The following is a 26,573-nucleotide window of genomic DNA, read 5'->3' as shown; positions in this document are numbered from 1 at the left end:
CGGCCATTGGGGAGAGCTGATCTTGGAGCAAAAGGCTCAGTACAGGCAAATTCAGATGATCAGCTGGAGAGGCTGGCGGGACAGCGCCCCCCTCTGTCCTGCCGGACATCTCCCCCTCTTGGGGGGAGATCGGACGTCACGACGGCTTTCGCCAATCACTATCGTTGAAAAGAGAGCGGCTGCGCCAAAGCTGCCAATCTCCCCCCTAGTGGGGGAGATGTCCGGCAGGACAGAGGGGGGCGCGAAGGTATGCCGTCGTCGCCCGAGACACACCCCGGCTGCGGAGGCTCCATGTTCGGCAAGATCCTGATCGCCAATCGCGGCGAGATCGCCTGTCGCGTCATCCGAACCGCCCGCAGGCTCGGTGTGCGCACCGTCGCCGTCTATTCGGACGCGGATGCCCGCGCGCTCCATGTCGAGATGGCCGACGAGGCCGTGCATATCGGCCCCTCGCCCGTCGGCCAAAGCTATCTGCGCGGCGACAGGATCGTGGCGGCAGCGCTCGCCACCGGCGCCGAGGCCATCCATCCCGGCTACGGCTTCCTGTCGGAAAACCCCGATTTCGTCGATCAGGCGACGGCGGCAGGCCTTGTCTTCATCGGTCCTTCCGCCGCCTCGATCCGCGCCATGGGATTGAAGGACGCCGCCAAGCGGCTGATGGAAAAGGCCGGCGTGCCGGTGGTGCCGGGTTATCACGGCGAAGCGCAGGAAATCGTGCTGCTTGCGTCCAAGGCGCGCGAGATCGGCTACCCGGTGCTGATCAAGGCGCGCGCCGGCGGCGGCGGCAAGGGCATGCGGCGCGTCGACCATCCCGACGATTTCTCGGAGGCGCTTTCCAGCGCGCGTCGCGAGGCGAAGGCGGCGTTCGGCGACGATCGCGTGCTGGTGGAAAAATATGTCGACAAGCCGCGTCACATCGAAGTGCAGGTGTTCGGCGACAATTTCGGCAACACCGTGCATCTTTTCGAACGCGACTGCTCGGCGCAGCGCCGCCACCAGAAGGTGATCGAGGAAGCGCCCGCCCCCGGCATGACGCCGGCGCTGCGCAAGGCGATGACGGAGGCGGCCGTGAAGGCCGCCAAGGCGATCAATTATTCGGGCGCCGGCACGGTCGAGTTCATCGTCGACGCCTCTCAGGGGCTCAAGGCCGACCGCTTCTGGTTCATGGAGATGAACACCCGACTGCAGGTCGAGCACCCCGTCACCGAGATGGTCACCGGCGTCGATCTCGTCGAATGGCAGCTTCGCGTCGCGTCCGGCGAAACGCTGCCGAAGATGCAGAATGAGATCGCTTTGTCCGGCCACGCTTTCGAGGCCCGCCTCTATGCCGAGGATGCCGCGAGAGGGTTCTTGCCGGCGACCGGCACGCTGCATCATCTCAAATTCCCCGACGCGGCGCCGGAAGGTGCCGCGATACGCATCGAGACCGGCGTGCGCGCCGGCGATGCGATTTCTCCCTTCTATGATCCGATGATCGCGAAGCTGGTAGCGCACGGCAAGGATCGGGCTTCGGCGCTTGGCACGCTGCGCGAGATGCTGGCGCGGACGGAAGTGGCCGGCTCGACCGTCAACACCGCCTTCCTGGCGGCGCTCGCTGCCGATGCCGATTTCGCTGCCGGCGATCTCGATACCGGGCTGATCGGCCGGCACCAGGCGGCGCTCACCGCCATTGCCGCGCCGAGCGACGAGACGATCGCCGCCGCGGCGCTGGCGGCGGCGGATACCGCCGTGCCCGTTTCCGCCGCCGATCCCTGGTCCACGCTTTCCAGCTATGCCCATTTCCACCCGCTCTCGCGCCGCACCCGCTTGCGCTATGGCGAGGAGAACATCCTGGCGCGGGTTTCGGCACGCTCGGACGGCCGCTTCCAGGTGGCGCTGGAGGCGCCGCATGATGCGGTGAACACGCATGATTTGAGGACCATGCCGCATGCCGCCCGCTGGCCCGGCCATGTCACCGTCTTCGAGGGCGCGGTCGGCTATACGTTCACGGTCCCCGATCCGCTCGCCAAGGCCGACGAGGCCGGAGCCGCCTCAAGCAGCCTGCGCGCGCCGATGCCGGGGCTGGTCAAGCTGGTGCGCGCCGCGGCGGGCGATGCCGTGATCAAGGGCCAGCCGCTTTTGATCCTCGAAGCGATGAAGATGGAGCACATGATCGCCGCCCCACATGACGGCGTGATCGCCGAGATCGCGGCAGAGGGCGCGCAGGTCAGCGACGGCACGGTGCTGGTGCGGTTTGCGGAGAATGGGCAGGGCTGAGGCGGCTGTTCGAATTGTCTCGTTAACGAGACAAAATAATTAGGTATGGCGGGACAACCTCCCCTGCACGTCAATGCCGCAGCACAAACGGAAATGGCCGGGCTCGTCCCGGCCATTTCCTTGATTCTTGCAGAACCGATTACGGCTTGATCGGCGCGTATTTGCCATCGTGCCACTGGTTGATGTCGTAGCTGGCGTTCTTCAGATCGCCCTTCTCGTCGAAGATGACGTCGCCGACCACGGTGCTGATCGGCTTGCCGTCCTTGAGCGCCTCGGCGACCTTGGCCGGATCGTCGGTGCCGGCGCGCTTGACGCCTTCGGCCACAGCCTGGATCACCGCATAGGAGAACAGCGTGAAGCCCTCGGGCGTGAAGCCGCCGGCCTTGATCTTGGCGACCGCGTCCTTCGCTTCAGGCTTGGCCTGCGGGTCCGACGGGAAGACAAACATGGTGCCTTCACCGGCCGGGCCGGCAACCTGCCAGAATTCCGGCGAAGCGATCGAGTCCGGCATGATCAGCTGGAACTTGACGTTCTGCTCGGCCGCCTGACGCAGGATCAGACCCGCCTCGGGGTGGTAGCCGCCGAAATAGACGACGTCGGCCTTCAGTTCCTTCAGCTTGGTGACGAGGGCCGAATAGTCCTTCTCACCGGCATTGATGCCCTCGTAATCGACTTCCTTAAGACCGCCGGCATTCATCGTCGCCTTCACGGCGTCGGCAACGCCCTGGCCGTAGGCGCTCTTGTCGTGCAGGACGACAACGTTCTTGCCGGCGTATTTCTTGGCGATCCAAGGGCCGATGAAGGCGCCCTGCGCGTCGTCACGCGTGTAGAGGCGCATGATGGTCGGCCAGCCGGCCTTGGCGGCGGCGTCGGTCAGCACCGGGTTGGACGAGGCGGGGCTCATCATCAGCGTGCCGGCTTCGGCATAGACGGCCGAGGCCGGAATGCTGGAGCCCGAGCAGGCATGGCCGTCGACGAATTTGACGCCGTTGGCGACGATGCGGTTGGCGACCGAGACCGCCTGCTTCGGATCGCACTGGTCGTCTTCGATGTCGAGCTTGATCTGGGAGCCGTTGACGCCGCCAGCCGCATTGATCGCGTCGGCGGCGGCCTGCGCGCCCTGCTTGAACTGGTCACCGATGGTGGCGAGCTGGCCGGTCATGGGGCCGACCACCGAAATGGTGATGTCGTCGGCGAAGGCAACCGGGGCGCTCATCATCAGGCCAAAAGCGGCCGCGCTCAAAATACCCAATTTTTTCATGACTATAAGAACTCCTCCACTTGCGCGTGCCGATCCGGCCGCGCTTCTTCCACAGAGCCGGGACAATTTCACCCTTCGCCGAAACTGTCGAGAGGACAGTGAGGCCGGCTTTGGTTCATTCCGACGAGGATTTCTTGGGCCACGCGCCTGATTACCAAGCGTAATTCAAAAAGCCGCGCCGACCTTGTTTCGGTCGGTCACGGCTTTTGCAGTCGAGCTCCCCAGACGCCCCCGCGCCTGAAACCCGCTCGCTTCCCTGTTTTTTGCGTGGCTTCGGTTGTCTCAACCCGCCACGTTCTCGTTCTTCTTGACCGGCCGTCTTTTCGCGGCCTTGTCCCGATGAGCTCTGAGCGCTACGCGCTGAGGATCAGTGCATCGTCATCCATTCGCGGGCTTCGCGCAGCGCCGTGGCGATCTCGACTTTCGACATGGTGGCCGACAGTTCCGAGCGCAGCTCGGCGGCGCGGGCCGAGCCCTTGATCGCGGCGATGTTGAACCATTTGTGGGCGGCAACGACATCGGTCTCGCAATCGCGGCCCGTCGCATACATCATGCCCAGTTCGAAAAGAATGTCGGCCTGGGCAGTTGTCCCCATGGCGCCGAAGCCGTCTTCAAGCATTTCAAAGCGTGCCATTTCAATCCCCTGTCTGGCTCCCGAGAGCTGCCTCCTTTTCCCTTGGTATCCCTCGGGGCGACCCGCTCTTTCGATGTTTTCGAGGATGACGGCTGGCCTTGAATCCGTCGTTAAATGGCTTGCTTAATTTGAGGAAAACAAAGCTAAAACAAGAGGTAAACGCGGAAAACCGTTAAGCATGGGAATCCAGCGTTTCAGCCATTTTGCGTCAAATTCGACGAAAATTGCCGGCGGCGGAATCAAGACTTCGCTAACCACGGAAACCGAAGCGTTTTTCGATCGCGTTTATTTTCAGTCGGCCGCGCGGCGAAAATCCTTGCAACCTTCCGTCGCGGCACCGCTTTCGTTTTGGCGGCGGCTGGATTAGCTTTACCTTTGCGTAAGGGGCAGGTAGGCGGACTGGAGCCCGCCGCAACCCTATAGGGAGGTGGACACGATGTTTCGAAAGCTGACTGTGGCCCTTGCGGCCACCTTGATCATGGCGGGCGCCGCATGCGCCGACCCGATCGAAGGCAACTGGCAGACGCAGGCCGGCGACACCGCGGCGATCGGCGGGAGCGGTTCTTTCTCGATCACGCTCAAGACCGGCAAATACGCCGGCAAGACGATCGGCTCGCTGAAGGCGGCCGGCGACAACAAATATGCCGGCAGCATCACCGACCCGGCAAACGACAAGACCTATTCCGGCAAGGCGACGCTCTCGGGCACCGCGCTCAAGATGAGCGGCTGCGTGCTCGGCGGCCTGATCTGCAAGAGCCAGACCTGGCACAAGCTCTGAGCGCCAATCTCCAGACCATACGAGACGGCCAAGGGCGTTTCACCGTTTTTGCGGAACGGTGAAACGCCCTATTTCTTTGTTTGACGCAATCCCGGGCGGAGAACCGCTCACACTTTTCCTGGAATTGCGTCTTTGTTTGACGCAATCCCGGACGGAAAACCGCTCACACTTTTCCTGGAATTGCTCTACGCGGCCCCGTTTTCTTTTGCAGCGACAGCGCTCCGCCGCGCTGTGGCACCGGCACGGTGCAAGACCCTCGTCAATCAATTTGAACCGCAGATGAATACCGGTCTCAGAACCGGTTCAGAGGCCGTCAGGCATTTTCTCCCGCATTGAAGGAGAGAGAAATGCTTGCCCGTCGCTTTACCATCGTTTGCCTGCTGATGAGCCTGTTCGGCATGCTCTTCGCCATCCTGGTGGCGGAGGCCGGTCATTCGGCCCGCCCTTGGGAACGGCCGGTGCCCGCATTGTCGGCCTCGTGAACCAAATCGAGCGCTGAAACGACAAAGCTTAAAATCGACCAAGCTGGAAACCGGGATACCACCGAAATGAACCGCATCGCCGACAATGCAACGAAGATCCTCCGGCTGCTGCCGCGGGCGATGCTTATCCTGATGCTGCTGGCAGCCCCGGTGCTGGCGGTGCCGATGATGCGGGCCGATACAAGCCATAGGATCGAGGCGCCGCCGCACAAGAACACCAGCGTAGGCTTCGTGTTGCTGATCAGCCTGCAGCGGGGGTAGGTGTGACGATATTCAGTTCAGGCCGGCCTGCGAAAAGCGGCTTCCTGCGCTTCCGGTGCTCGCGTAGCTCAAGTACGCTCCGCTCCGGTTCTCGGAATCCACTTTTCTCGACTCGGCCTGACCTGAATCGCGTCACACCTTGAATCGGAGCGATAACAAAAAATCTCCAGCTGGGTTGCGGTTCCTGTCCGCTCACCCCTCCCAACCGCTCTTCCAAATCTCTATATTGAGCCATGGAAAAGCGAATCTACCCCCAAGCCATCGACTCGGTCGTCATGCCGGAGCCCTTCGGCAAGCAGGACTTCCACGATGCCAGAAAGGCCGTCGCGGCGCTGCAGACGCTGTACGACCGCAACACCAAATTCCTGCGCGATTCTTTCTCAGCCCTTGCCGCGGGCGGAGATGAAAGCAAGCGCTACCGGGCCTTCTATCCGCAGATCGGCGTCACCACGACCTCGTTCAGCCAGGTCGACTCGCGCCAGGCCTATGGCCATATGCCGACGCCCGGCCATTTCGCCACCACGATCACGCAGCCGCAACTGTTCGAGAACTATCTCATCGAGCAGCTTCGGCTCATCATGCGCAATCACGGCGTGACGGTGACGGTCTCGGAATCGACGACACCCATCCCGCTGCATTTCGCCTTCCTGGAAGGCACCTATGTCGACGGCGCCGCCGCCGAGCGCATCAAGCGGCCGATCCGCGACCTGTTCGACGTGCCCGATCTCGACGGCACCGACGACCAGATCGCCAACGGCACCTTCGAGGTGGCGTTCGGCGAGCCGCGGCCGCTGGCGCCTTTCACCGCGCAGCGCATCGATTATTCGCTGCACCGCATGACGCACTACACGGCGACCAGTCCGCAGCACTTCCAGAACTTCGTGCTGTTCACCAATTACCAGTTCTACATCGACGAATTCGTGGCGCGCGCCCGCGAACTGATGGAGAGTGGTGGAGGCGGCTACAGTGAATTCGTCGAACCGGGCAATGTCGTGACAAAGGCGGGGGCCGGCTCGCCGAGCGAAGGAACGCCGCCGCACCGCCTGCCGCAGATGCCGGCCTACCACCTGAAGAAGCCGGGCCATGGCGGCATCACCATGGTCAATATCGGCGTCGGCCCGTCCAACGCCAAGACCATCACCGACCATATAGCGGTGCTGAGGCCGCATGCCTGGGTGATGCTTGGCCACTGCGCCGGGCTGCGCAACACGCAGGCGTTGGGCGACTATGTGCTGGCGCATGCCTATGTCCGCGAGGACCATGTGCTCGACGACGACCTGCCGGTCTGGGTGCCGATCCCGCCGCTGGCCGAAATCCAGGTGGCGCTGCAGGAGGCGGTCGCCGAAGTGACCGGCCTGTCGGGCTACGACCTCAAGCGCATCATGCGCACCGGCACCGTCGCCACCATCGACAACCGCAACTGGGAGCTGCGCGACCAGCGCGGACCGGTGCAGCGCCTGTCGCAGTCCCGGGCCATCGCGCTCGATATGGAATCGGCCACCATCGCCGCCAACGGCTTCCGCTTCCGCGTGCCTTACGGGACGCTGCTGTGCGTTTCCGACAAGCCGCTGCATGGCGAGCTGAAGCTGCCCGGCATGGCGACCGAGTTCTACAAGCGACAGGTGGCGCAGCATCTGACCATCGGCATCAAGGCGATGGAGAAGCTGGCCGAAATGCCGATGGAGCGGCTGCATTCGCGCAAGCTCAGAAGCTTTTCCGAAACGGCATTCCAATAACCGCACACCTGCCAGCGACCGGCGAGGCAATCGGTCGTCTTGCTTGGGCCGCAATTTGGCCGATAACCGGTCCGAACGGAAGACTGGGGCTTCGGAGAACATGACAACGGGCGGTGCGCGCTTGAGCATGATGGCTCAGCTGATAGTCCTGGCGATGATGGCATGCTCGGCTGCGCTCTTGGCCGGGTTCTTCGGCGCGCTGCATCCGGCCTTCGATTCCTTCTCGCATTTCCGCATGCATCTGAGCCTGCTGACGGCCTTGCTCGCGCTGGCCCTGCTGGCCGGTCCCTACCGGCTGCAGGCCGTCGCCGTGCTGGTCTTCGCCATCGCCTGCTTCGCTACGACGACGGGCGCACTGCCCAGATTGTCGGCTCAGCAGGCGGTCGCAAAGCCGGCCGACCGCATCACCTACAGCCTGTTGCAGATGAACCTGCGCTTCAACAATCCGACGCCGAAGAAGGTGCTGTCGCTGATCGGCAGGACCAACCCGGACGTCATCACGCTCGACGAAGTGTCCGGCATGTGGGCGAAGGAGCTCAGCTATATCGCCGGCGCCTACCCCTATCGTATCCTGTGCGACTACCCCAACGGCATTTTCGGCGTCGCGCTGCTCTCGCGCCGTCCCTTTGCCGCCGGCATCGCCCCGCGTTGCGAGCCGCGCGGCGCGATGGCCACCGCCATGATCGATTTCGGCGGCATTCCGGTCAATGTCGCCGCGATCCATCTCAGCTGGCCGTGGCCGAAGGAGCAATACTGGCAGATCGGCGAACTGGCGCAACCGCTGGCCGCGCTCGGCGAGACCGCCATCATGGCCGGCGACTGCAATGCCGTGCCGTGGAGCGCGGCGGTGCGGCGGGTGGCGCGAATGAGCGGTATGACTCTGATGCCTTCGGCCGGTCCGACCTGGATCCACCGCACGCTGCCTGACTTTCTGCGCCGCTATGCGGGCCTGCCGATCGACCAGGTGTTCAGCAAGGGCGGGGTGACGATCCTGTCATCGGCCCGGCTGGAGGACATCGGCTCCGACCATTTGCCGGTCCTGGTCGAATTCACGCTGCCGACCGACAGCAACGCGCCCGAGGACGAGCACAAATCGGCGCTGGCGGCGAACGACGCGCCGGCCAAGCCGCGCAGCTGACGTCCGCTTGGTAGGCGAACGGGCTGAAGTTTCAGTTCTTCCCTATCAATGTATTGACCAGTTTCTCGACATGGCCGCCGTCGCGGTGCTCGCGCGCGTCGAAGGCATTCTGCCTGGCCTCGTAGTCGGCATAGATCGTGTCGATGCGATGCCTGGCGTCCCAGCGAAGACCGGTGCAGAACCAGTTATCCGGCCGCTCGAGCCCGGCAAGCGCCGTCTCGGTTGCCCGCATCATCTGCTTGGCGATGCGGCCATGGGTATGCTCATGCTGGCGCACGCCGGCCATGAAACGGTCCCAGCGCTCGCGCAGGACCGGGCCGGACGGCGATGTGAGGCGCGGAAAGGTGTAGGTCAGGTCGATCATGCCGGTGGCCTGACGCAGCCGACAGATGCCGTTGTCCCGTTTCACGTCGAGGTTCCAATGCACGGTATAGCCGGTCTCGGCGATGGCGCGCGTGGCATGGCCGTGCCTAGGCCCGAGGCCATCCATCGCCTCGATCAGTTCAGCCCCGGTCCTGCCGGTGACGTCGTAGCTGCGCACATGCACGGTCAGCTTGGTGCCGGCGAAGGCAGGCGCGCAAGAAAGCATGCCGGCAGCAGCTAAAATCGCCAGGCTGATGCGCCGCATGTCCGCCTCCTCGTTTGAAGGCGAAGCAGACCATACTCGGCGCCCGGCTTCAACGGTCTCTGCCGATAAGGCGCGGCTACCCGACCTTCGCCGGGCCTGTTGGAGCGGCGGTCGAGACGGCCCGGTCGGAGCGGATCACATGCCCTGGTAAACCGGGCCTTCGCCGCCTTGTGGCGGCACCCAGTTGATGTTCCGGTTCGGATCCTTGATGTCGCAGGTCTTGCAGTGCACGCAGTTCTGCGCGTTGATGACGAAGCGCACATCCTTGGCCGACGGGTCAGCTGCGGCGTTGCCGTCCTTGTCCACCCACTCATAGACGCCGGCCGGGCAATAGCGGGTCGAGGGACCGGCAAAGACATCGTGCTCGGAACGCTGCTGCAGCGCCATGTCGCCGACGATCAGGTGCACCGGCTCGTTTTCCTCATGGTTGGTATTCGACAGGAACACCGAGGACAGCCGGTCGAAGGTCAGCACGCCATCCGGCTTCGGATAGGCGATCTTCTGATGCTGGGCGGCGGGTTCGAGCGTCGCATAGTCGGCCTTGCCATGCTTCAGCGTACCGAAAGGCGAGAAGCCGAACAGCGTGTTCAGCCACATGTCGAGACCGCCGATGCCGACGCCGACAATGGTGCCGAAGCGCGACCAGAGCGGCTTGACGTTGCGCACCTTCTTCAGGTCCTTGCCGATATCGGTGCCGCGCCAGGCTTCCTCGTAGGAAGCGAGCTCGTCATTGGCGCGGCCGCCGGCAATCGCCCCGGCCACATGCTCGGCCGCCAGCATGCCGGAGAGCACCGCATTGTGCGAGCCCTTGATGCGCGGCACGTTGACGAAGCCTGCCGCGCAACCCATCAGCACGCCGCCGGGGAAGGAAAGCTTCGGCACCGACTGCCAGCCGCCCTCGGTGATGGCGCGTGCGCCGTAGCCGATGCGTTTAGCGCCCTCGAAGGTACCGGCGATCGCCGGATGGGTCTTGAAGCGCTGGAATTCCTCGAAGGGCGACAGATAGGGGTTCTTGTAGTTCAGGTGGACGACGAAGCCGACCGCCACTTGGTTGTCCTCGAGATGGTAGAGGAAGGAGCCGCCGCCGGTCTTCATGTCGAGCGGCCAGCCGAAGGAATGCTGTACGAGACCAGGCTTGTGGTTCTCGGGCTTGACCTGCCAGAGCTCCTTCAGGCCGATGCCATATTTGCCGGGCTCGCGGCCTTCCGAAAGCTTGTATTTGGCGATGAGCTGCTTGGCCAAAGAGCCCCGCGCGCCTTCGCCGATCAGCACATATTTGCCCATCAGCGCCATGCCGGGCGCGTAGGCCGGGCCATGCGTGCCGTCCTTCTCGACGCCCATGTCGCCGGTGATGACGCCGCTGACGGCGCCGGCCTCGTTGTAGACGAGGCTTGCCGCGGCAAAACCCGGATAGATCTCGACGCCCAGCGCCTCTGCCTTGGTCGCGAGCCAGCGGCAGACATTGCCCAGCGAGACGATGTAATTGCCGTGGTTGTTCATCAGCGGCGGCATCAGGAAGTTCGGCAGGCGGAAGGAGCCGGCGGGGCCGAGCACCAGGAAATGGTCATCCGTCACCGGTGTCCTGAACGGATGGCCCTCCTCTTCGCGCCAGCCGGGCAGCAGCCGGTCGATGCCGATCGGGTCGACGACGGCGCCGGACAGGATATGGGCGCCAACCTCGCCGCCCTTCTCCAGGACGACGACGGAAAGATCCGGGTTGAGCTGCTTCAGACGGACCGCGGCGGCAAGGCCGGCGGGACCAGCGCCGACGATCACCACGTCGAATTCCATGCTCTCGCGTTCGATTTCGCTCATCGGCCCCTCACTGGCTCGCCATGTTCTCGCATTGTGCTGGCTCATGCGCTGGCATAGCGCATCAATTCGCGACGCGAAACCGGCACTGACGTGACAATGCCGATTTCGACAAAAAGTCGCGGTTTTCCCTACGAAAAGGCAGCAGCGGAGACCATGGCCAAGCATAGGCCAGCGCCACTTGGTTGACAGGCCAGGCGGCGACGGCATGTTTTTAATTGTTCGACGGCTTGGTTATCGGCGATACTTCGCGTCATGCGCAGTCCAGAGCCAGCCGGCTTTCCATCGAAGCGCTTACTCTTCACGCCAGGCATGGCCTGGCGCGCGGTTCTTCCGCTCCTCTTTTTGACCCTTCCGGCGGAAGCCGATCCGGTGAAGGTCTGGGCGACCGGCGCATATTCCTTCTCCGACGAGCTGGGTGGCTTCCGCATCACGGGGGCGTCTGGCATCGGCACCAAGGAAGACCCGCTGGTCATCAGGGAGGAATTGAACACGGCGACGCCGGTAACGCTGACGATCCGTGCGACCAAGCCGATCGAGCCCTTCGGCAAGGCCGGCGAGGTCGCCAACGGCGTGATGTACATGCGCATCGACGTGCTCAACAACAGCGCGCTGCCCTGGGTGGAGTTCCAGTTCGAGCTGCAGGAAATCCTCGACCAGCCGAGCGTGTTCGGCGACGGCCTGTCCTTCGACCAGCGCAACAAGACGCCCGACAACATCTGGTCGAGCAATTTCGCCGATTTCGACCGCCGGTTCGAACCCTATGACCGGCTGCTGTTCCGCAACGGCAAGATCGACCCGCTGAAGACGGCGACCTTCGATTTCCTGGTCACCGATTATACGCCGCGCTGGACGTTTTACATCGTGCAGGATCCCCGCATACCCACTGGGTGAAAGCATATCGATATTCAGGTGATGCCGGCCTGCAAATGGCGGTTTCCTGCGCTTCCGGTGCTCACGTACGAAAAGTACGCTCCGCTCCGGTTCTCGGAAGCCGCGATTTTCGACTCGGCCTGACCTGAATCTCGACATGCTCCATACAGGCGAACGTGACTTAACCTTGCAAATCGGCGCCGCGCGGACAATGGTGGCGCCATGACTGCCGCCTCCCCCAGCACACCTGCCGAGATCGCCGAACTGCTCGCCTTCTATGCCAGCGCCGGCGTCGACGACGCGCTGGAAGACGCGCCGATCAACCGATTTGCCGAAGCGGCGGCGAAGTCGGCCGAAGGCAGGCCTGCCGAGCGGGCGCCAGCCGCACCACCTCGCGACGCAAGATCCGAGAGCCGCCCGGCATCCGGGCAGGTCCCGGAGCGGCCCCAGGCACTCGTGCCGGCAACGCCATCATCCGGCCTCGACGCGCGCAACATTCCGGACGCTCCGGCGCGGATGCCGGCCGCCACCGTCCCCGCCGAGGCGCAGGCGCTGCTTGCCCGGCAACTGGCCGCAAGCGCCTCGACGCTCGAGGAACTGCGCCAGCACATGGCTGCCTTCGACGGCTGCAATCTCAAATTCACGGCCAAGAACCTGGTCTTCGCCGACGGCAATCCGAACGCCGAGCTGATGCTGGTCGGCGAGGCGCCGGGCAGAGACGAGGATCTTGAGGGGTTGCCTTTCGTGGGCCGCTCCGGCCGGCTGCTCGACCGCATGCTGGCCGCGATCGGCCTCGACCGCAACTCGGCCTATATCGCCAACGTCATTCCGTGGCGGCCGCCGGGCAACCGCACGCCGACGCCGCACGAGACCGAGATCTGCCGGCCCTTCATCGAAAGGCAGATCGAACTGGTCAATCCCAAGGTGCTGATCAATCTCGGCGGCCCATCGGCCAAGACGCTGCTTAACACGACCGAGGGGATTCTGCGGCTGCGCGGCAACTGGCGGGTGCACACGACCGCATCGGGCATAGCCATTCCAGCGATGCCCACGCTGCACCCGGCCTATCTGCTCAGGACGCCGGCGCACAAGAAGCTGGCATGGCGGGATTTTCTCGAGGTGAAGGCAAAGTTGAAGGGGCTGGCGTGAGCACTTTTTCCTTCTCCCCTTGTGGGAGAAGGTGCCCGAAGGGCGGATGAGGGGTGCTCCAGGGAATGCCAGCGTCTCACTCCGCTGGAACACCCCTCATCCGTCTCGGCGCTGCGCGCCGATCCACCTTCTCCCACAAGGAGAGAAGGCGGAGCTATGACCTCCCAGGTAATTGAACTCCGCCCCTCGCCGCCCTACTCCTCTCCCATGACCACATCCGACATCTCCGCCGGCGGCCTGATCCGCGAATGGCGCACGCGGCGGCGCATGAGCCAGCTCGACCTCGCCATGGAGGCCGATATCTCGCAGCGGCATCTCTCCTTCGTCGAAAGCGGCCGGGCCCAGCCGTCGCGCGACATGATTCTGCATCTGGCCGAGCAGCTGTCGATTCCACTGCGCCAACGCAATCAACTGTTGCTTGCCGCCGGCTTCGCGCCGAGCTTCAGCGAAAAGCCGCTGACCGATGCGACGCTGGCGCCGGCGCTTGCCGCCGTCGAGACCGTGCTCAAGGGCCACGAGCCCTTTCCGGCACTGGCGGTGGACCGGCACTGGAACCTTATTTCCGCCAATGGCGCGATCGCCCCGTTCCTTGCCGATATTTCCGAGCCGTCCCTGCTTACGCCGCCGGTCAATGTGCTGAGGCTCAGCCTGCACCCGGACGGCGTGGCACCGCGCATCGTCAATCTGGCGGAGTGGCGCGCGCATCTGCTGGAGCGGCTCAAGCACCAGAACGACGCCACCGGCGACCCGGTACTGATTGAGCTGGAGCGAGAGTTGCGCGCCTATCCGTCGGGCCTGAGAAGCAGCCGGCCCGCACCGGTCGAGCCGAGTGGCATCGTCCATCCGCTCAAGCTCGCGCATGGCGACGCCGTGCTGTCCTTCATCAGCACGATCACAGTCTTCGGCACGCCGCTCGACGTCACGCTGTCGGAGCTGGCGATCGAGTCCTTCTTCCCTGCGGATGAGCAGACCCGGGCGGTGCTGGTGCGGCTGGCGAAGGAGCGGGGTGCGGACTAAACCGGCAATGCTGGCGGGACAGCACCCGCCTCTGTCCTGCCGGCAAGAGGGGGGTGTGAAGGAACTCGGCGCATGAGATTCACCCAGCGGAACTATCCCTGCGGCGGCGCGGCCGTCCTGGTGCGCGTACGCTCCAGGCCGAGCTGCCGCTCGCGCCATATGATGAAGATGCCGGCGGCGACCACGATCACGCCGCCGATTAGCGTGTTGAGCGAGGTGACGTCGCCGAAGACGAAATAGCCGACGACGACGCCGAGGATCATCGAGGTGTATTCGAACGGCGCCACGACCGAGGCTTCGGCGTGGCGGTAGGCCGCCGTCATCAGGATCTGGCCGAGCCCGCCGCAGAAGCCGGCAAAAACGAGCAGTGCCGCTTGCATCGGCGTCAGGGCCTGCCAGCCGAAGGGCAGCGTGGAGAGCGACAACACCGAAGCCGTCGAGGAGAACCACAGCACGATGGTCGCCGTCTTCTCCGTCTGCACGAGATTGCGCACCAGAAGCATGGCGACCGCCGAAATCGCGGCGGCGATCAGCGCGGCCATGACGCCCAGCAGCTCCTGGTCGTCGAGGCCTTCACCGGAATTGAGCAGCGTCAGCTCGGGCCAGGAGATGATCAGCACGCCGGCAAGACCGACCGCCACCGCGCTCCAGCGGTAGACGCGGATCGTCTCGCCGAGGAAGAAAGAGGAGAACACCACGACCAGCAGCGGCTGGGCGTAGTTTAGCGTGATGGCCTCCGGCAGCGGCAGCCTGGTCAGCGCGAAGAAGCCGAGCCCCATGGCACCGACACCGACGACGCCACGCGCGATATGGTTGAACGGCCGCCTGGTCGTGAACGCGGTGGCGAGCTCACCCTTGAAGGCCAGGAAAGCGACGATCGGGAAGATGGCGAAGAAGGAGCGGAAGAAGACGATCTGTCCGGCGGGCACGTCGCCGGCCGCCTTGATGCAGGTCTGCATGCCAACGAAGACCGTCACCGAGACGATCTTCAGCGTGATGCCGCGCAGCGTGTTGTGGCCGACGGCATGATCGACGGTCATCTTGCCTCGTATTGATGGTCGGGAAACGAAGCCGCGAAATAGGCCAAGAACAATTCCAGGAAAAGTGTGTAACGGTTTTCCGTCCGGAATTGCGAAACACAACCTATGCCGCAGTTTTGTCGAGTGGCCGTTTCGTGTAAAGAGCGCGCACCCTCAAAATTCTTGGACCAGCCAGGCCGGCTGGCCGCCTCGACAGGAAAAGCTCAAGGAATGCGCACAGATACCGGCCATGTCTTCAAGCTCGAAGATTATCGCCCCTGCGACTATCTCATCCCGAGGACCAGCCTCGACTTTCGCCTGTCGCCGGACGCGACCCATGTGACCGCGCTGCTCACCATCGAGCGACGCGAGGGCGTCGCCGCCTCGGCGCCGCTGGTGCTTGACGGCGACGGGCTGACGCTGCTCGGCGTCGCCATCGATGGGCACGCGCTCGCAGCCGGCGACTATGGGGCGACGCCGGACAGGCTGACGATTCTGAAGCCGCCGGCGGCGCAGCGTTTCGAGCTCCGCCTGGAGACGGAGATCGCACCTTCGCGCAACGAGGCGCTTATGGGCTTGTACCGCTCCAGCAACGTCTATTGCACGCAATGCGAGGCCGAAGGCTTTCGCCGCATCACCTATTTTCTCGACCGTCCCGATATCCTGTCGGTCTACACTGTGCGCATCGAAGCGCCGCACAACGAGGCGCCGCTTTTGCTTTCAAACGGCAATCCCGTCGAACGCGGCGCGCTCGCCGACGGACGCCATTATGCGGTCTGGCACGACCCCTTCCCCAAACCCTCCTACCTTTTTGCACTGGTGGCGGGCGCGCTCGGCAAGGTGGCTGGCAGCTTCACCACCATGTCCGGCCGCGAGGTCGAGCTCGGCATCTATGTCGAGCCCGGCAAGGAACGGCTTGCCGGCTACGCGATGGACGCGCTGAAACGCTCGATGAAATGGGACGAGGAAGCCTTCGGCCGCGAATACGACCTCGACGTCTTCAACATCGTCGCCGTCTCCGACTTCAACATGGGCGCCATGGAGAACAAGGGCCTCAACGTCTTCAACGACAAATATGTGCTGGCCGACGAGGAGACCGCGACGGATGCCGACTTCGCCAATATCGAGGCGATCATCGCGCACGAATATTTCCACAATTGGACCGGCAACAGAATCACTTGCCGAGACTGGTTCCAGCTCTGCCTGAAGGAAGGGCTGACGGTTTACCGCGACCACGAATTCTCCGCCGACCAGCGCTCGCGGGCGGTGAAGCGCATCGCCGAGGTGCGCACGCTGCGCGCCCACCAGTTCCCGGAAGACCAGGGGCCGCTCGCGCATCCGGTCAGGCCGCGCCGCTACCGCGAGATCAACAACTTCTACACGGCGACCGTCTACGAGAAGGGCTCGGAAGTGGTGCGCATGATCCGCACCATCCTCGGCGCGGAGACCTTCCGTGCCGGCATGGACCTCTATTTCGAGCGGCATGACGGCGAGGCGGCGACCATCGAGGATTTCCTCAAAGTGTTCGAGGACGTCTCGGGCAGAGACCTTGCGCAATTCGCGCTCTGGTACCACCAGGCCGGCACCCCGAACCTGACGGTGAGTTCCACGCACAATGCGGCGGCGAAGGAGTTCACCCTGGAGATCGAGCAGTCGGTGCCGCCGACGCCGTCGGAAAGCCGCAAGCGGCTGATGCATATCCCTTTGGCCTTCGGCCTGGTCGGCGCCAATGGCAAGCCCGTCACCTGGACGGCCGTCGAGGGCGCAACGGTGGATGACGGTGTCATCCATATCCGCAAGCGCCGGCACACGGTGCGCTTCTCGGGTATTTCGCAACGGCCTTCGGTGTCGCTCAACCGCGGCTTCTCGGCGCCGATCACGCTTTCCGTGCAGCAGAAGGCCGACGACCAGTTCTTCCTCGCGGCGCATGACAGCGATGCCTTCGCGCGCTGGCAGGCGTTCAACACGCTGCTGACCGACGCGCTGATCGTCGCCTTCCGCCAGATCCTCGGCGGCAGGGAGCCGGCCTTCGCGGCACGGCTCGCCGAGCTTGCCGGCAGGATCGCCGGCGACGAGGCGCTGGAGCCGGCCTACCGGGCACTGGCGCTGTCGCTGCCCGGTGAAGCCGACATCGCCCGCGACATCGGCAAGGGCATCGATCCAGACGCCATCTTCGCCGCGCGCGAGGCGCTGGCGCGGGCGATTGCCGAGGCAAACGGCGAGACCTTCGCGGCGCTCCATGACCGGCTTGCCGACAACGGGCCTTTCAGTCCGGACGCGGCGAGCGCCGGACGCCGGGCCCTGCGCAACACCCTGCTCGACTATCTTTCGCTGCTGCCGGGCGGCGCGGGCCTCGCCGCGCGACACTTCACCGCCGCCACCAATATGACCGACCGCGCCGCGGCGCTCGCCGTGCTGGCGCATCGCCATTCAGGCACGGCCGAGGCCGAAGAAGCGCTGGCCGCTTTCGAGGTCCGCTATCGCGGCGACGCGCTGGTGCTCGACAAATGGTTCCAGATCCAGGCTGGCGTGCCCGGAGCAAGGACCGTCGAGAAAGTGCGCGAGCTCACGCAGCATCCGGCTTTCTCGATCGCCAACCCGAACCGGGTGCGTTCTCTGATCGGCACCTTCTCCAGCGCCAACCAGACCGGCTTCCACCGCCCCGACGGCGAAGGTTACCGTTTCTTCGCCGAGACGGTGCTGGAAGTGGAGAAGCGCAACCCGCAAGTGGCGGCGCGGCTGGCCACGGCGCTACGCTCCTGGCGCTCGCTGGAGCCTGGACGCCAGGCCAAGGCCAGACAAGCGCTGCTCGACATGGCGAAGGTTGAGAACCTGTCGGCGGATCTGCGCGATATCGTCGAGCGGACGCTGGCGTGATTAGCAATCTCCCCCCTCGTGGGGGAGATGCCCGGCAGGGCAGAGGGGGCGCGAAGGATCGCAACGTCTGCTCTTTACCAATGGGTCCAAAAGCTACCTTATGTTGAGGCCATTGAACGGTTGGGAGGGCTGGCGGGACAGCGCCCCCCTCTGGCCTGCCGGCCATCTCCCCCACGAGGGGGGAGATCAGAGTTGCGACGAATTTCAATCAACTTTTAATCTTTTTCGCCCGCGCCTCTGGACAAGGCGAATCGGCTTTGATTCTTTAATGGCGATTCGGGGCGTGCGGCGTAGCCGGATCATCCAAGTATGCGGCAAATCGGGGAGTGCCATTTATGGCCAAGGCGGACGCGTGGGGCGCGCCCGGAGGGAAGGCTTTTGCGCGTCGCAAGGCAAGGAGCGACGGACTTGCCGGCAATGCGCGCCTGATCGCCGAACCCACCTATCAGCGGCTCTTAGCCGCCGAGCCGCTGCTGCGCCGGTCGATCCCGGCGCTGATCGTCGTTTTCCTCATCGTCATCGCGGCATTGCGCTTCCTGTCGCTGATGAACGAGCATGACGAAATCGAGCGCGACGCCAAGGCAGTGCTGGCGCTCGCCGCCGGCCAGATGGCGCAGGCGATCACCGCGGACCCCAGCGCGGCCGGCGTCAATGCCACAAGCCTCCTGGAGAACATCAGCCGCCAGGGCGCCATGAGCCGCGCCCATGTGCTCGCCATCACCGACGCCAACTTCAAGGTCATCGCCGTTTCGCCGCTGTCGACGGGCTGGCAGGGCCGCATGCTCGACAGTTTGGTCCTTGGCGGCCAGCCGCTTTTCATGTTCGGCGACCGAGCCGGCGTGATGGATGTCAGCACCGGCGGACAGGACTGGTTTGCCGCCGTCAGCCTCAGCGGCGACCGCAAACACGCAGCCGCCGTCCTGGTGCCGCAGGAAGCAGTGTTCGACAGCTGGCGCAAGTCTATGTCGCTCAACGTCACGCTGTTCGTGCTGACGGCGGGCGTGCTGATCGTCATCCTCTACGCCTATTTCGGCCAGGCGGCGCGCGCCCAGGCGGCGGACCGCATCTATCTCGAAGCGCATCAGCGCATCGACATGGCGCTGGTGCGCGGCCGCTGCGGGTTGTGGGACTGGGACATGGTGCGCGGCAAGATGTACTGGTCGCGCTCGATGTACGACATGCTGGGCTATGAGCCCTGCGACACGATGCTCTCCTTCGGCGAGGTCGACGAGATCGTCCACCCGGAAGACGGCGACCTGTTCGAGCTCGCCAACCGCATCATCGAACGCGAGATCGACCATATCGACCAGGTCTTTCGCATGCGCCACGCCGACGGACAATGGGTTTGGATGCGAGCCCGCGCCCAGGTGATCGACCCGGAGGCGCCGGAGATCCAGTTGATCGGCATCGCCGTCGACGTCACCGAGCAGCGGCACCTGGCGCTGCGTTCGGAAGCGGCCGACATGCGGCTCAGGACAGCGATCGAGAACATCAACGAATCCTTCGTTCTGTGGGATGCCGCCGAACGGCTGATCATGTGCAATTCGAAGTTCCAGAAGGACAATGGGCTGTCGGATCGCGACGTGGTGCCGGGCGCGACGCGCGATATGCTGGAGCAGCGCATGCTGGCCTTCGCCTCGGAGCGCAGGTTGGCCAATGCCAACGGGCCGCATGGCGGCATCACACTCGAGCGCCAGCTCGCCGACGGCCGCTGGCTGCAGGTCAACGAGCTCAGGACCCGCGACGGCGGTGTCGTCTCGGTCGGCTCCGACATCACCCAGATCAAGCTGCATCAGGAAAAGCTGGTCGACAGCGAGCGCCGGCTGATGGCGACGATCCACGATCTCAGCCTCGCGCGGCGCGCCGAGGAGGAACGCGCCAGCGAACTGGTCGAGCTCAACCGCAAATACATGAAGGAAACCGAGCGCGCCGAGGCGGCCAATCGCGCCAAGTCGGAATTCCTCGCCAACATGTCCCATGAATTGCGCACGCCGCTCAACGCCATCATCGGCTTCTCCGAATTGATGCAGCAGGGCCTGTTCGGACCGCTCGGCTCGGAGCGCTATGAGGAATACGCGACCGACATCAACGGCAGCGGCAAATACCTGCTCGGCGTCATCAACGACATCCTCGATATGTCGAAGATCGAGGCCGGCCAATTCTCACTCGACCACGAGGAGATCGACCTCTGCCCGCTGATCAAGGAAACGGTGCGGGTGATCTCGCTGCAGGCAGCGGAGAAGTCGATCAATGTCGAGACGCGCATCGCCGATACGATGCGGCTCTATGCCGACCGTCGCGCGATCAAGCAGATCGCCATCAACCTGCTCTCCAACGCGGTGAAGTTCACCGGACAGGGCGGCAAGATCACGGTCAGGGCGCGCAACACGTCGGGCGCCCTGCTGCTCACCATCGAGGACAATGGCTGCGGCATTCCCAAGCAGGCGCTGAGCAAGCTCGGCCGGCCGTTCGAGCAGGTGCAGAACCAGTTTTCCAAGAACCACACCGGCTCAGGCCTCGGGCTCGCCATCTCGCGCTCGCTGGCCGAATTGCAGGGCGGCGCGCTGAAGATCCGTTCGACCGAGGGTGTCGGCACTATCGTGTCGGTACGCATTCCGCTGAAGAAGGCGCCGTCCGCGGTGAAAGCGGCGGCTTAGAGCGTTTCACCGTTTCATGAAAACGGCGAACCGCTCTAGCTCTTTGTTTTTACGCAATTCCGAACGGAAAACCGCACACAGTTTTCCTGGAATTGCTCTAGTTCGGAATGCGGAATTTCCAAAGGCTCCGGCGGACAGCGCCCCCTCCGTCCTGCTGGACATCTCACTTCCGGCTTGCCCCGGGCCGGTCAGGGCGGCAATCAGTCAAACCCAACGGACTGTCGGGTCGCTAAACTGGACCGGTAAGGTTTAAATCATTTGCTGCTGCAGATGCCGGACTTGCATCGGCGCCTTTCGACGCCCGTCTATAGATCAAGCTGATGACCAGACCGATATATCCGACCTGCAGAATGATCATGGCCAGGATTGCCCATCCAAGCACCGCCCAGACAGTACCAGTTTCGTTGTAAGCCCAGATCGCCACGATGAATGACGTCGTGAACATGCCTACCAAAAATTTCGGAAGATCCATAATTGCCCAGCGCCCCAATGCATGGCGATTTAGGCGGCTTTCAAATCAGCCGTTAAGAACCCGCCGCTCCATTTGCGAAGCGGCGGGGCCCCCCATCGTCGGGGTGATGGTTGACCCCGGCATTGCTGACAGTGCAATTGCGGTGCCAGACCTATTGACCCATTACGGGATACCTCTGCCACTGGCGCAAGACCGGATCGCCGATTAATATTAACTGTGGCTAATGTGCCACCTGGGGAATCTCATGGCAACGATGCGGTTGATGGCGACGCTCCCGCACGAAGCAGACGGTCGAAATCTCTCCTGACCTTCCGCGACATCTCCTTGAGATGTGCTTCCAGCACACCGAAATCCGGCAGGTCGGTGACCGCGAGCAGCAGATCCGAGAGTCCCGGCGGGACATCGTCGCGCTGGAACTCGCCGGTGAGGCAAAGCCTGATCATCTGGGTCAGCGCCAGATAGAGCCGATAGGCCTCGCCAAGCTCTTCACGCATATCGGCTGCGGCGAAGTCCGGAGAAAGCCGGGCCAGAATGTCGGCAGTCGCCGTGACCCGGCGGCCAGGTTCGATCGCGCCGGTAATGACCGCGACCTGCGCGATGAATTCCAGGTCGATGAGCCCGCCCGGGATCAGCTTGATGTCCCAGAGATCGCGCGGCGCCTTCTCCTTCTCGATCAGCGCACGCATGTCCGAGGCCTCGGCTTTGACCTTGGCCGCATCGCGCGGCTGCGCCAGCACCACCGCCACTTCCGTCTCGAGCTCGGCGCAGAGTTCGGCGTCGCCGCCGATGGCGCGGGCCCGTGCCAGCGCCAAGTGTTCCCAGGTCCAGGCGTCCTGGCGCTGATATTTCTTGAACGCGTCGATATGGGTGGCGACCGGCCCCTTGTTGCCTGATGGACGCAGGCGCAGATCCAGCTCGTAGAGCACGCCTTCAGCCGTCGGCGCCGAGACGGCCGCGATCAGGCGCTGCGTCATGCGGGTATAGTAATGCGAAGGCGCCAGCGGCTTCTCGCCGTCGGAGTCCTCGGCGTCGGTGTCGTGGTCATAGAGCAGGATGAGATCGACATCCGAACCCGCCGTGAGCTCGCGGCTGCCCAGCTTGCCCATGCCGAGCAGCGCCACCCTGCCGCCCGAGATGCTGCCGTGGCGCAGCGCGAATTCGGCGATCACGGCGTCGAGCGCCGCTTCGATGGTGAGATCGGCGAGATCCGAGAAGGCGCGCCCCGCCCGCGCCGGATCGATAGAGCCGGCAAGCAGGCGAACGCCGATCAGGAATTTCTGCTCGGAAGCGAAGATGCGCAGCCGGTCGAGCACATCCTCATAGGCGCGGTCGCCTTCGATAAAGGCGGCAAGCCGGGCCGAGAGATAGGCGCGATCCGGCAGTTCGGTGAGCAATGCCGGATCGAGCAGTCCGTCGAAGACATGCGGACGACGCGTGATGATCGCCGCCAGCCGAGGCGCGGCGCCCATGATGGTCGCCATCAGCTTGAGCAGCGCCGGGTTCGACTGCAGCAGCGAGAAAAGCTGGATACCGGCGGGCAGGCCGGCGAGGAACTCGTCGAAGCGCATCAGCGCCTCGTCGGCCCGCCGCGTCTGGCCGAAGGCTTTGAGCAGCGCCGGCGCCAATTCGGTCAGCCGCTCGCGCGCCTCGGCCGACTGGGTGACGCGGTAGCGGCCGAAATGCCAGCCGCGGATGACACGGCAGATGTCACTAGGCCGCTGGAAGCCCAGGCGATCGAGCGTCTGCAGCGTGTCGGGATCGTCGACATCGCCGGTGAAGACCAGATTGCCGACGCCGGCCGAAAGCTCGGGAGCAGTTTCGAACAGCGCCGCATAATGGCGCTCGACCTGCTGCAGCGAGGCGCGGAAGGTCTGGGTGAATTCCGCCTCGCCGGCAAAACCCAGCATCAGCGCGATGCGCTTCAGCTCCTCGTCTTCTTCCGGCAGGATATGCGTCTGCTCGTCCGCCACCATCTGGATGGCATGCTCGACGCGGCGCAGGAACCAGTATTGTCGCGTGAGCGCGTCGCGTGCGTCGGCGGTGATCCAGCCGCGCGCGGCGAGCGCTGCGAGCATCGGCACGGTTTCGCGGCCGCGCAGCTCCGGGAAGCGGCCGCCGGCGATGAGTTGCTGGGTCTGGACGAAGAACTCGATCTCGCGGATGCCGCCGCGGCCGAGCTTGACGTTATGGCCCTTCACCGCGATCTCGCCATGGCCCTTGTGGGCATGGATCTGGCGCTTGATCGAATGGACGTCGGCGATCGCCGCATAGTCCATGTATTTGCGCCAGACATAGGGCTGCAATTCCTTGAGGAAGGCCGCGCCCGCGGCAAGGTCGCCGGCAACCGGCCGCGCCTTGATCATGGCCGCCCGCTCCCAGTTCTGGCCGCGCGCCTCGTAATAGCGAAGTGCGGCCTCGACGGGGATCGCCAGCGGCGTCGAGCCGGGATCAGGGCGGAGCCTCAGATCGGTGCGAAACACATAGCCGTGCTCGGTGCGGTCCTGCAGGATGCGCACGAGCCGGCGGGTGAGGCGCGAGAACAGCTCGGTCGCGTCGAGCGGATCGATGACGGCCGGCGCCTCCGGATCGAAGAAGACGACGAGATCGATGTCGGAGGAAAAATTCAGCTCATGCGCGCCGAGCTTGCCCATGCCGAGCAGGATCCAGCCCGAATCCTTCGCCGGTTCCGCCCGATCCGGCAGCTTGAGCTTGCCTTGCCGTTGCGCGTCGAGCAGCAGGAAATCGACAGCGGCTTTTGTGCAGGCATCCGCGAGATCGCTGAGACGGCGCACCGTCACCGAGGTCTCCGCCTCGCCCGAAAGGTCGGCCAGCGCGATCAAGAAATGCGCCTCCGTCTTCCACTGCCTGAGCGCCATCATCAGGCCCGATTCCGAGGCGTCATCCACCTTGGCCGCGCCGCCTATCGCTTCGCCGATGGCGACGAGCCGCGCTTCGATCCTCCGGTCGAACAGCGTGTCGAGAACGGATGGCCGGCGGCGCGCCACATCGCGCAGGAAGGGCGAGAGGTCGAAGACGGCCGCCAGCAGGTCCTGCAGTGGCCCCTCGCCCGCCAGGAATGCGGCGAGGCGCGAAAGCCCCTCCTCCTCGGCAGCATCGGCGATTTCCGACAATTCACGCCGGGCATGCTCCGCATCGAGGGGGCGGAGCGCCAGCGTCGTGCTAAGCCGGAACTCGGATTCGATTTTCTTCTTCGCCATTTGTCCGCGCTGTCAATGCGTCTCCCGCAACGGGAAACTCATGACCACGGACAATCCGGGATTGGCGGGTAAAAGATCAAGCCTGCCGTTGTGGAAAGTCATGATTGCCTTGGCGAGGCTGAGGCCGAGGCCCGAGCCCGGTTGCGAGCGGCTCTTTTCCAGGCGCACGAAGCGCTCGGTGGCGCGGGCGCGATCGGCGTCGTCCGGAATGCCGTGGCCATTGTCGGTGACGGCAAGCTTGATCTCGTTGCCGGCGCGCTCCAGCACCACCCGTACTTTCGGCGCCTCGGCAGCGTCGGTCGAGTATTTGATGGCGTTGTCGACGATGTTGGACAACGCCTGGCCGATCAGCTCGCGATTACCGTTGATCGTGAAGGCCTCGGACACGGTCGTTTCCAGGGCAACCCCCGCCTCCTCCGCCACCGGCTCGTAAAGCTCGACGACATCGCTCACCGTGGCGGCGAGATCGACGGGACCGGTCTGTTCCGAGGAGTAGCCGGCCTCCAGGCGCGAGATCATCAGGATGGCGTTGAACGTCTTGATGAGCTGGTCGGACTCCGCGATCGTACCTTCAAGCGCCTGGCGGTACTCCTCCGTCTTGTGCCTGCCGGCGAGCGTCGCCTCGGCGCGGTTGCGCAGCCTGGTCAGCGGCGTCTTCAGATCATGGGCGATGTTGTCGGAGACCTGCTTCAGCCCCTCGTTCAACATGGCGATCCTGGCCAGCATCGAATTGAGGTTTTCGGACAGGCGGTCGAATTCGTCGCCGGCGCCGGTGACCGGCAGCCGTCCGGACAAATCGCCCCCCATGATGCGGCGGCTGGCGTCCGAGACGCTGTCGATGCGCTTCAGCGCGGCGCGCCCGACAAAGAACCAGATCAGGATGCCGCCCAAACCCATCATGCCAAGCGCCAGGGTCAACGCGCGGCTGATGACGGCGCGGAAGCGCTCGGGCTCGCCGAGGTCGCGGCCGACCAGCATGATCATCTGGTTAGGCAGCCTCAGCACCAGCGCGATGGCGTTGTGCCCCTTCTCACCTGTCGATTGTGGAGTGTTGCCCTCGTTGGCCGGAGGCGTGGTCTGGTCCGAACCGCCGCTGCGCAGCCGATCGAGCTCGCCCTCGCCGAAGCGCTGGTAGGAAAACGGGTCCGTCGTCCAGCCCTCGGTCTCGATGACCCCGGGCTCCAGGCTCTGCACATTGCCGGTCAAGATCTGGCCGTTGGCGTCGGCGATCAGATAGAGATTGGCGCCGGGCTGGCGCGAGCGGGCCTCGACGACGCGCACCAGCACCGGCAGGCCGCCGCGCTGATAGGCGCGGGCCAGGCCCAGCACCTCGTCGTTGATGGTCTCCTGCGTCTGCGCGGTCAGCATGCGCGCCGACAGCGACGTCATGTAGAGGACGAGCAGCACCGCGCAGAGCGCGAAAAGCAGAAGATAAAGCGCCGAAAGCCGGGCCGCCGTCGTCTTCATGATGGCCGGCAGGGACAATGCCATAACGGGTTCTAGCCGCCTTTCAGCATGTAGCCGGCGCCGCGGATCGTGTGCAGAATCGGCTTGTCGAAGCCTTTTTCGATCTTGCCGCGTAGGCGCGAGACGTGGACATCGATGACGTTGGTCTGCGGATCGAAATGATAGTCCCAGACATTTTCCAGAAGCATGGTGCGCGTCACCACCTGGCCGGCATGGCGCATCAGATATTCGAGCAGGCGGAACTCGCGCGGCTGCAGCGTGATCTCGCGGCCGGCGCGCTTGACCGAATGCGACAGCCGGTCGAGCTCGAGATCGCCAACGCGGTAGACCGTCTCGGCCTCGCGCGCGCTGGCGCGGCGGTTCAGCACCTCGACGCGGGCGAGCAATTCGGAAAAGGCGTAGGGCTTGGTGAGGTAATCGTCGCCGCCGGCGCGTAAACCCGTGACGCGGTCGTCGACCTCGCCCAGCGCCGAAAGGATCAGCACCGGCGTGGTGTTGCCGCGCGAGCGAAGCGCGGCGATCACCGACAAGCCGTCACGGCGCGGCATCAGGCGGTCGACCACCATCACGTCATAGTCGCCGGCATCGGCGAGCGCGAAGCCGGTCTCGCCGTCGCCGGCGACATGGGCGGTGTGGCCCGCCTCGGCGAAGGCTTTCTGCAAGTAGTCCGCCGCCTCGCGATCGTCTTCCATGACGAGAATCTTCATGGAGCCGTTATACGCGATTTCATTGGAAGATTGAGGGGCAGTCATATCGTCTTGCCTTCAAGTTAAAACGGCAGCGGGTGATGGGAAACCCGCTGCCGCCAGGAGCGAAACACGGTGACTGACTTACGTGC

At 64.3% G+C, this 26,573-nt stretch carries 21 protein-coding genes; 12 read left to right on the top strand and 9 right to left on the bottom strand.

The window, feature by feature from the left end:
* The first annotated feature begins 291 nt into the window (after window positions 1-291).
* A complete protein-coding gene (locus LB520_RS13370) occupies window positions 292-2,256 on the top strand; it encodes an acetyl/propionyl/methylcrotonyl-CoA carboxylase subunit alpha (protein ID WP_224637798.1) in 1,965 nt (654 codons plus the stop codon).
* 139 nt (window positions 2,257-2,395) lie between these two features.
* Here LB520_RS13370 and LB520_RS13365 read toward each other — a convergent pair whose 3' ends face one another.
* Entirely contained in the window at window positions 2,396-3,517 is a 1,122-nt protein-coding gene (locus tag LB520_RS13365) for an ABC transporter substrate-binding protein (protein ID WP_095766910.1), read from the bottom strand.
* Window positions 3,518-3,884: 367 nt separating this feature from the next.
* Window positions 3,885-4,151, bottom strand: a complete 267-nt coding sequence (locus LB520_RS13360; protein ID WP_224637797.1) for a sel1 repeat family protein — start codon at window positions 4,149-4,151, stop codon at window positions 3,885-3,887.
* Window positions 4,152-4,329: 178 nt separating this feature from the next.
* Here LB520_RS13360 and LB520_RS13355 point away from each other — a divergent pair, with 178 nt between their 5' ends.
* The 6 genes from LB520_RS13355 (at window position 4,330) to LB520_RS13335 (ending at window position 8,546) form a co-directional block, all read left to right on the top strand.
* Entirely contained in the window at window positions 4,330-4,518 is a 189-nt protein-coding gene (locus tag LB520_RS13355; RefSeq protein WP_224637796.1) for a hypothetical protein, read from the top strand.
* Between the two features lie 69 nt (window positions 4,519-4,587).
* Window positions 4,588-4,929, top strand: coding sequence for a DUF2147 domain-containing protein (locus LB520_RS13350; RefSeq protein WP_224637795.1), 342 nt, complete (start codon window positions 4,588-4,590; stop codon window positions 4,927-4,929).
* Window positions 4,930-5,276: 347 nt separating this feature from the next.
* Window positions 5,277-5,411 carry a hypothetical protein gene (locus tag LB520_RS29140; protein WP_263481629.1) on the top strand — a complete coding sequence of 45 codons (135 nt, stop codon included), beginning with the start codon at window positions 5,277-5,279 and terminating at the stop codon, window positions 5,409-5,411.
* A gap of 66 nt (window positions 5,412-5,477) precedes the next feature.
* On the top strand, window positions 5,478-5,672 hold the full coding sequence (locus tag LB520_RS13345; RefSeq protein WP_095766908.1) for a hypothetical protein: 195 nt from the start codon (window positions 5,478-5,480) through the stop codon (window positions 5,670-5,672).
* 275 nt (window positions 5,673-5,947) lie between these two features.
* Window positions 5,948-7,408, top strand: coding sequence for an AMP nucleosidase (locus LB520_RS13340; RefSeq protein WP_224607706.1), 1,461 nt, complete (start codon window positions 5,948-5,950; stop codon window positions 7,406-7,408).
* 127 nt (window positions 7,409-7,535) lie between these two features.
* On the top strand, window positions 7,536-8,546 hold the full coding sequence (locus tag LB520_RS13335; protein ID WP_224607600.1) for an endonuclease/exonuclease/phosphatase family protein: 1,011 nt from the start codon (window positions 7,536-7,538) through the stop codon (window positions 8,544-8,546).
* A 31-nt stretch (window positions 8,547-8,577) separates the two neighbouring features.
* Here the strand turns inward: LB520_RS13335 and LB520_RS13330 are convergent, their stop codons facing one another.
* Entirely contained in the window at window positions 8,578-9,174 is a 597-nt protein-coding gene (locus LB520_RS13330) for a DUF922 domain-containing protein (protein ID WP_224637794.1), read from the bottom strand.
* A gap of 135 nt (window positions 9,175-9,309) precedes the next feature.
* Complete coding sequence (locus LB520_RS13325; RefSeq protein ID WP_224637793.1) at window positions 9,310-10,989, bottom strand: electron transfer flavoprotein-ubiquinone oxidoreductase; 1,680 nt, start codon at window positions 10,987-10,989, stop codon at window positions 9,310-9,312.
* A 252-nt stretch (window positions 10,990-11,241) separates the two neighbouring features.
* Here LB520_RS13325 and LB520_RS13320 point away from each other — a divergent pair, with 252 nt between their 5' ends.
* The 3 genes from LB520_RS13320 (at window position 11,242) to LB520_RS13310 (ending at window position 14,025) form a co-directional block, all read left to right on the top strand.
* A complete protein-coding gene (locus LB520_RS13320; RefSeq protein ID WP_095766903.1) occupies window positions 11,242-11,880 on the top strand; it encodes a hypothetical protein in 639 nt (212 codons plus the stop codon).
* 201 nt (window positions 11,881-12,081) lie between these two features.
* Window positions 12,082-13,008, top strand: coding sequence for a uracil-DNA glycosylase family protein (locus tag LB520_RS13315; protein ID WP_224637792.1), 927 nt, complete (start codon window positions 12,082-12,084; stop codon window positions 13,006-13,008).
* Window positions 13,009-13,215: 207 nt separating this feature from the next.
* On the top strand, window positions 13,216-14,025 hold the full coding sequence (locus LB520_RS13310; RefSeq protein WP_224637809.1) for a helix-turn-helix domain-containing protein: 810 nt from the start codon (window positions 13,216-13,218) through the stop codon (window positions 14,023-14,025).
* Window positions 14,026-14,117: 92 nt separating this feature from the next.
* On the opposite strand, the gene LB520_RS13305 is transcribed toward LB520_RS13310, so the two are convergent.
* Window positions 14,118-15,065, bottom strand: coding sequence for a DMT family transporter (locus LB520_RS13305; RefSeq protein WP_224637791.1), 948 nt, complete (start codon window positions 15,063-15,065; stop codon window positions 14,118-14,120).
* Window positions 15,066-15,275: 210 nt separating this feature from the next.
* On the opposite strand from LB520_RS13305, the gene pepN reads away from it, so the two are divergent.
* Both pepN and LB520_RS13295 read left to right on the top strand, forming a co-directional pair.
* Window positions 15,276-17,921, top strand: coding sequence for an aminopeptidase N (gene pepN, locus LB520_RS13300; RefSeq protein ID WP_224637790.1), 2,646 nt, complete (start codon window positions 15,276-15,278; stop codon window positions 17,919-17,921).
* 335 nt (window positions 17,922-18,256) lie between these two features.
* A complete protein-coding gene (locus tag LB520_RS13295) occupies window positions 18,257-20,578 on the top strand; it encodes a PAS domain-containing sensor histidine kinase (RefSeq protein WP_224637789.1) in 2,322 nt (773 codons plus the stop codon).
* A 229-nt stretch (window positions 20,579-20,807) separates the two neighbouring features.
* On the opposite strand, the gene LB520_RS13290 is transcribed toward LB520_RS13295, so the two are convergent.
* The 4 genes from LB520_RS13290 to LB520_RS13275 form a co-directional block, all read right to left on the bottom strand.
* Entirely contained in the window at window positions 20,808-21,050 is a 243-nt protein-coding gene (locus LB520_RS13290; protein WP_224637788.1) for a hypothetical protein, read from the bottom strand.
* Between the two features lie 242 nt (window positions 21,051-21,292).
* Window positions 21,293-24,268, bottom strand: a complete 2,976-nt coding sequence (locus tag LB520_RS13285; RefSeq protein WP_224637787.1) for a bifunctional [glutamine synthetase] adenylyltransferase/[glutamine synthetase]-adenylyl-L-tyrosine phosphorylase — start codon at window positions 24,266-24,268, stop codon at window positions 21,293-21,295.
* A 12-nt stretch (window positions 24,269-24,280) separates the two neighbouring features.
* Window positions 24,281-25,759 carry a sensor histidine kinase gene (locus tag LB520_RS13280; RefSeq protein ID WP_224529848.1) on the bottom strand — a complete coding sequence of 493 codons (1,479 nt, stop codon included), beginning with the start codon at window positions 25,757-25,759 and terminating at the stop codon, window positions 24,281-24,283.
* Window positions 25,760-25,767: 8 nt separating this feature from the next.
* Complete coding sequence (locus tag LB520_RS13275) at window positions 25,768-26,442, bottom strand: response regulator transcription factor (protein WP_140848027.1); 675 nt, start codon at window positions 26,440-26,442, stop codon at window positions 25,768-25,770.
* Window positions 26,443-26,573: the final 131 nt, after the last annotated feature.

It is taken from the genome of Mesorhizobium sp. CA12, from assembly GCF_020165255.1.
In the GTDB taxonomy this organism is placed as follows: Bacteria; Pseudomonadota; Alphaproteobacteria; order Rhizobiales; family Rhizobiaceae; genus Mesorhizobium.
The sequence above is the reverse complement of the archived record's forward strand: the minus strand, read 5'-3'. Positions and strand labels throughout refer to the sequence as shown.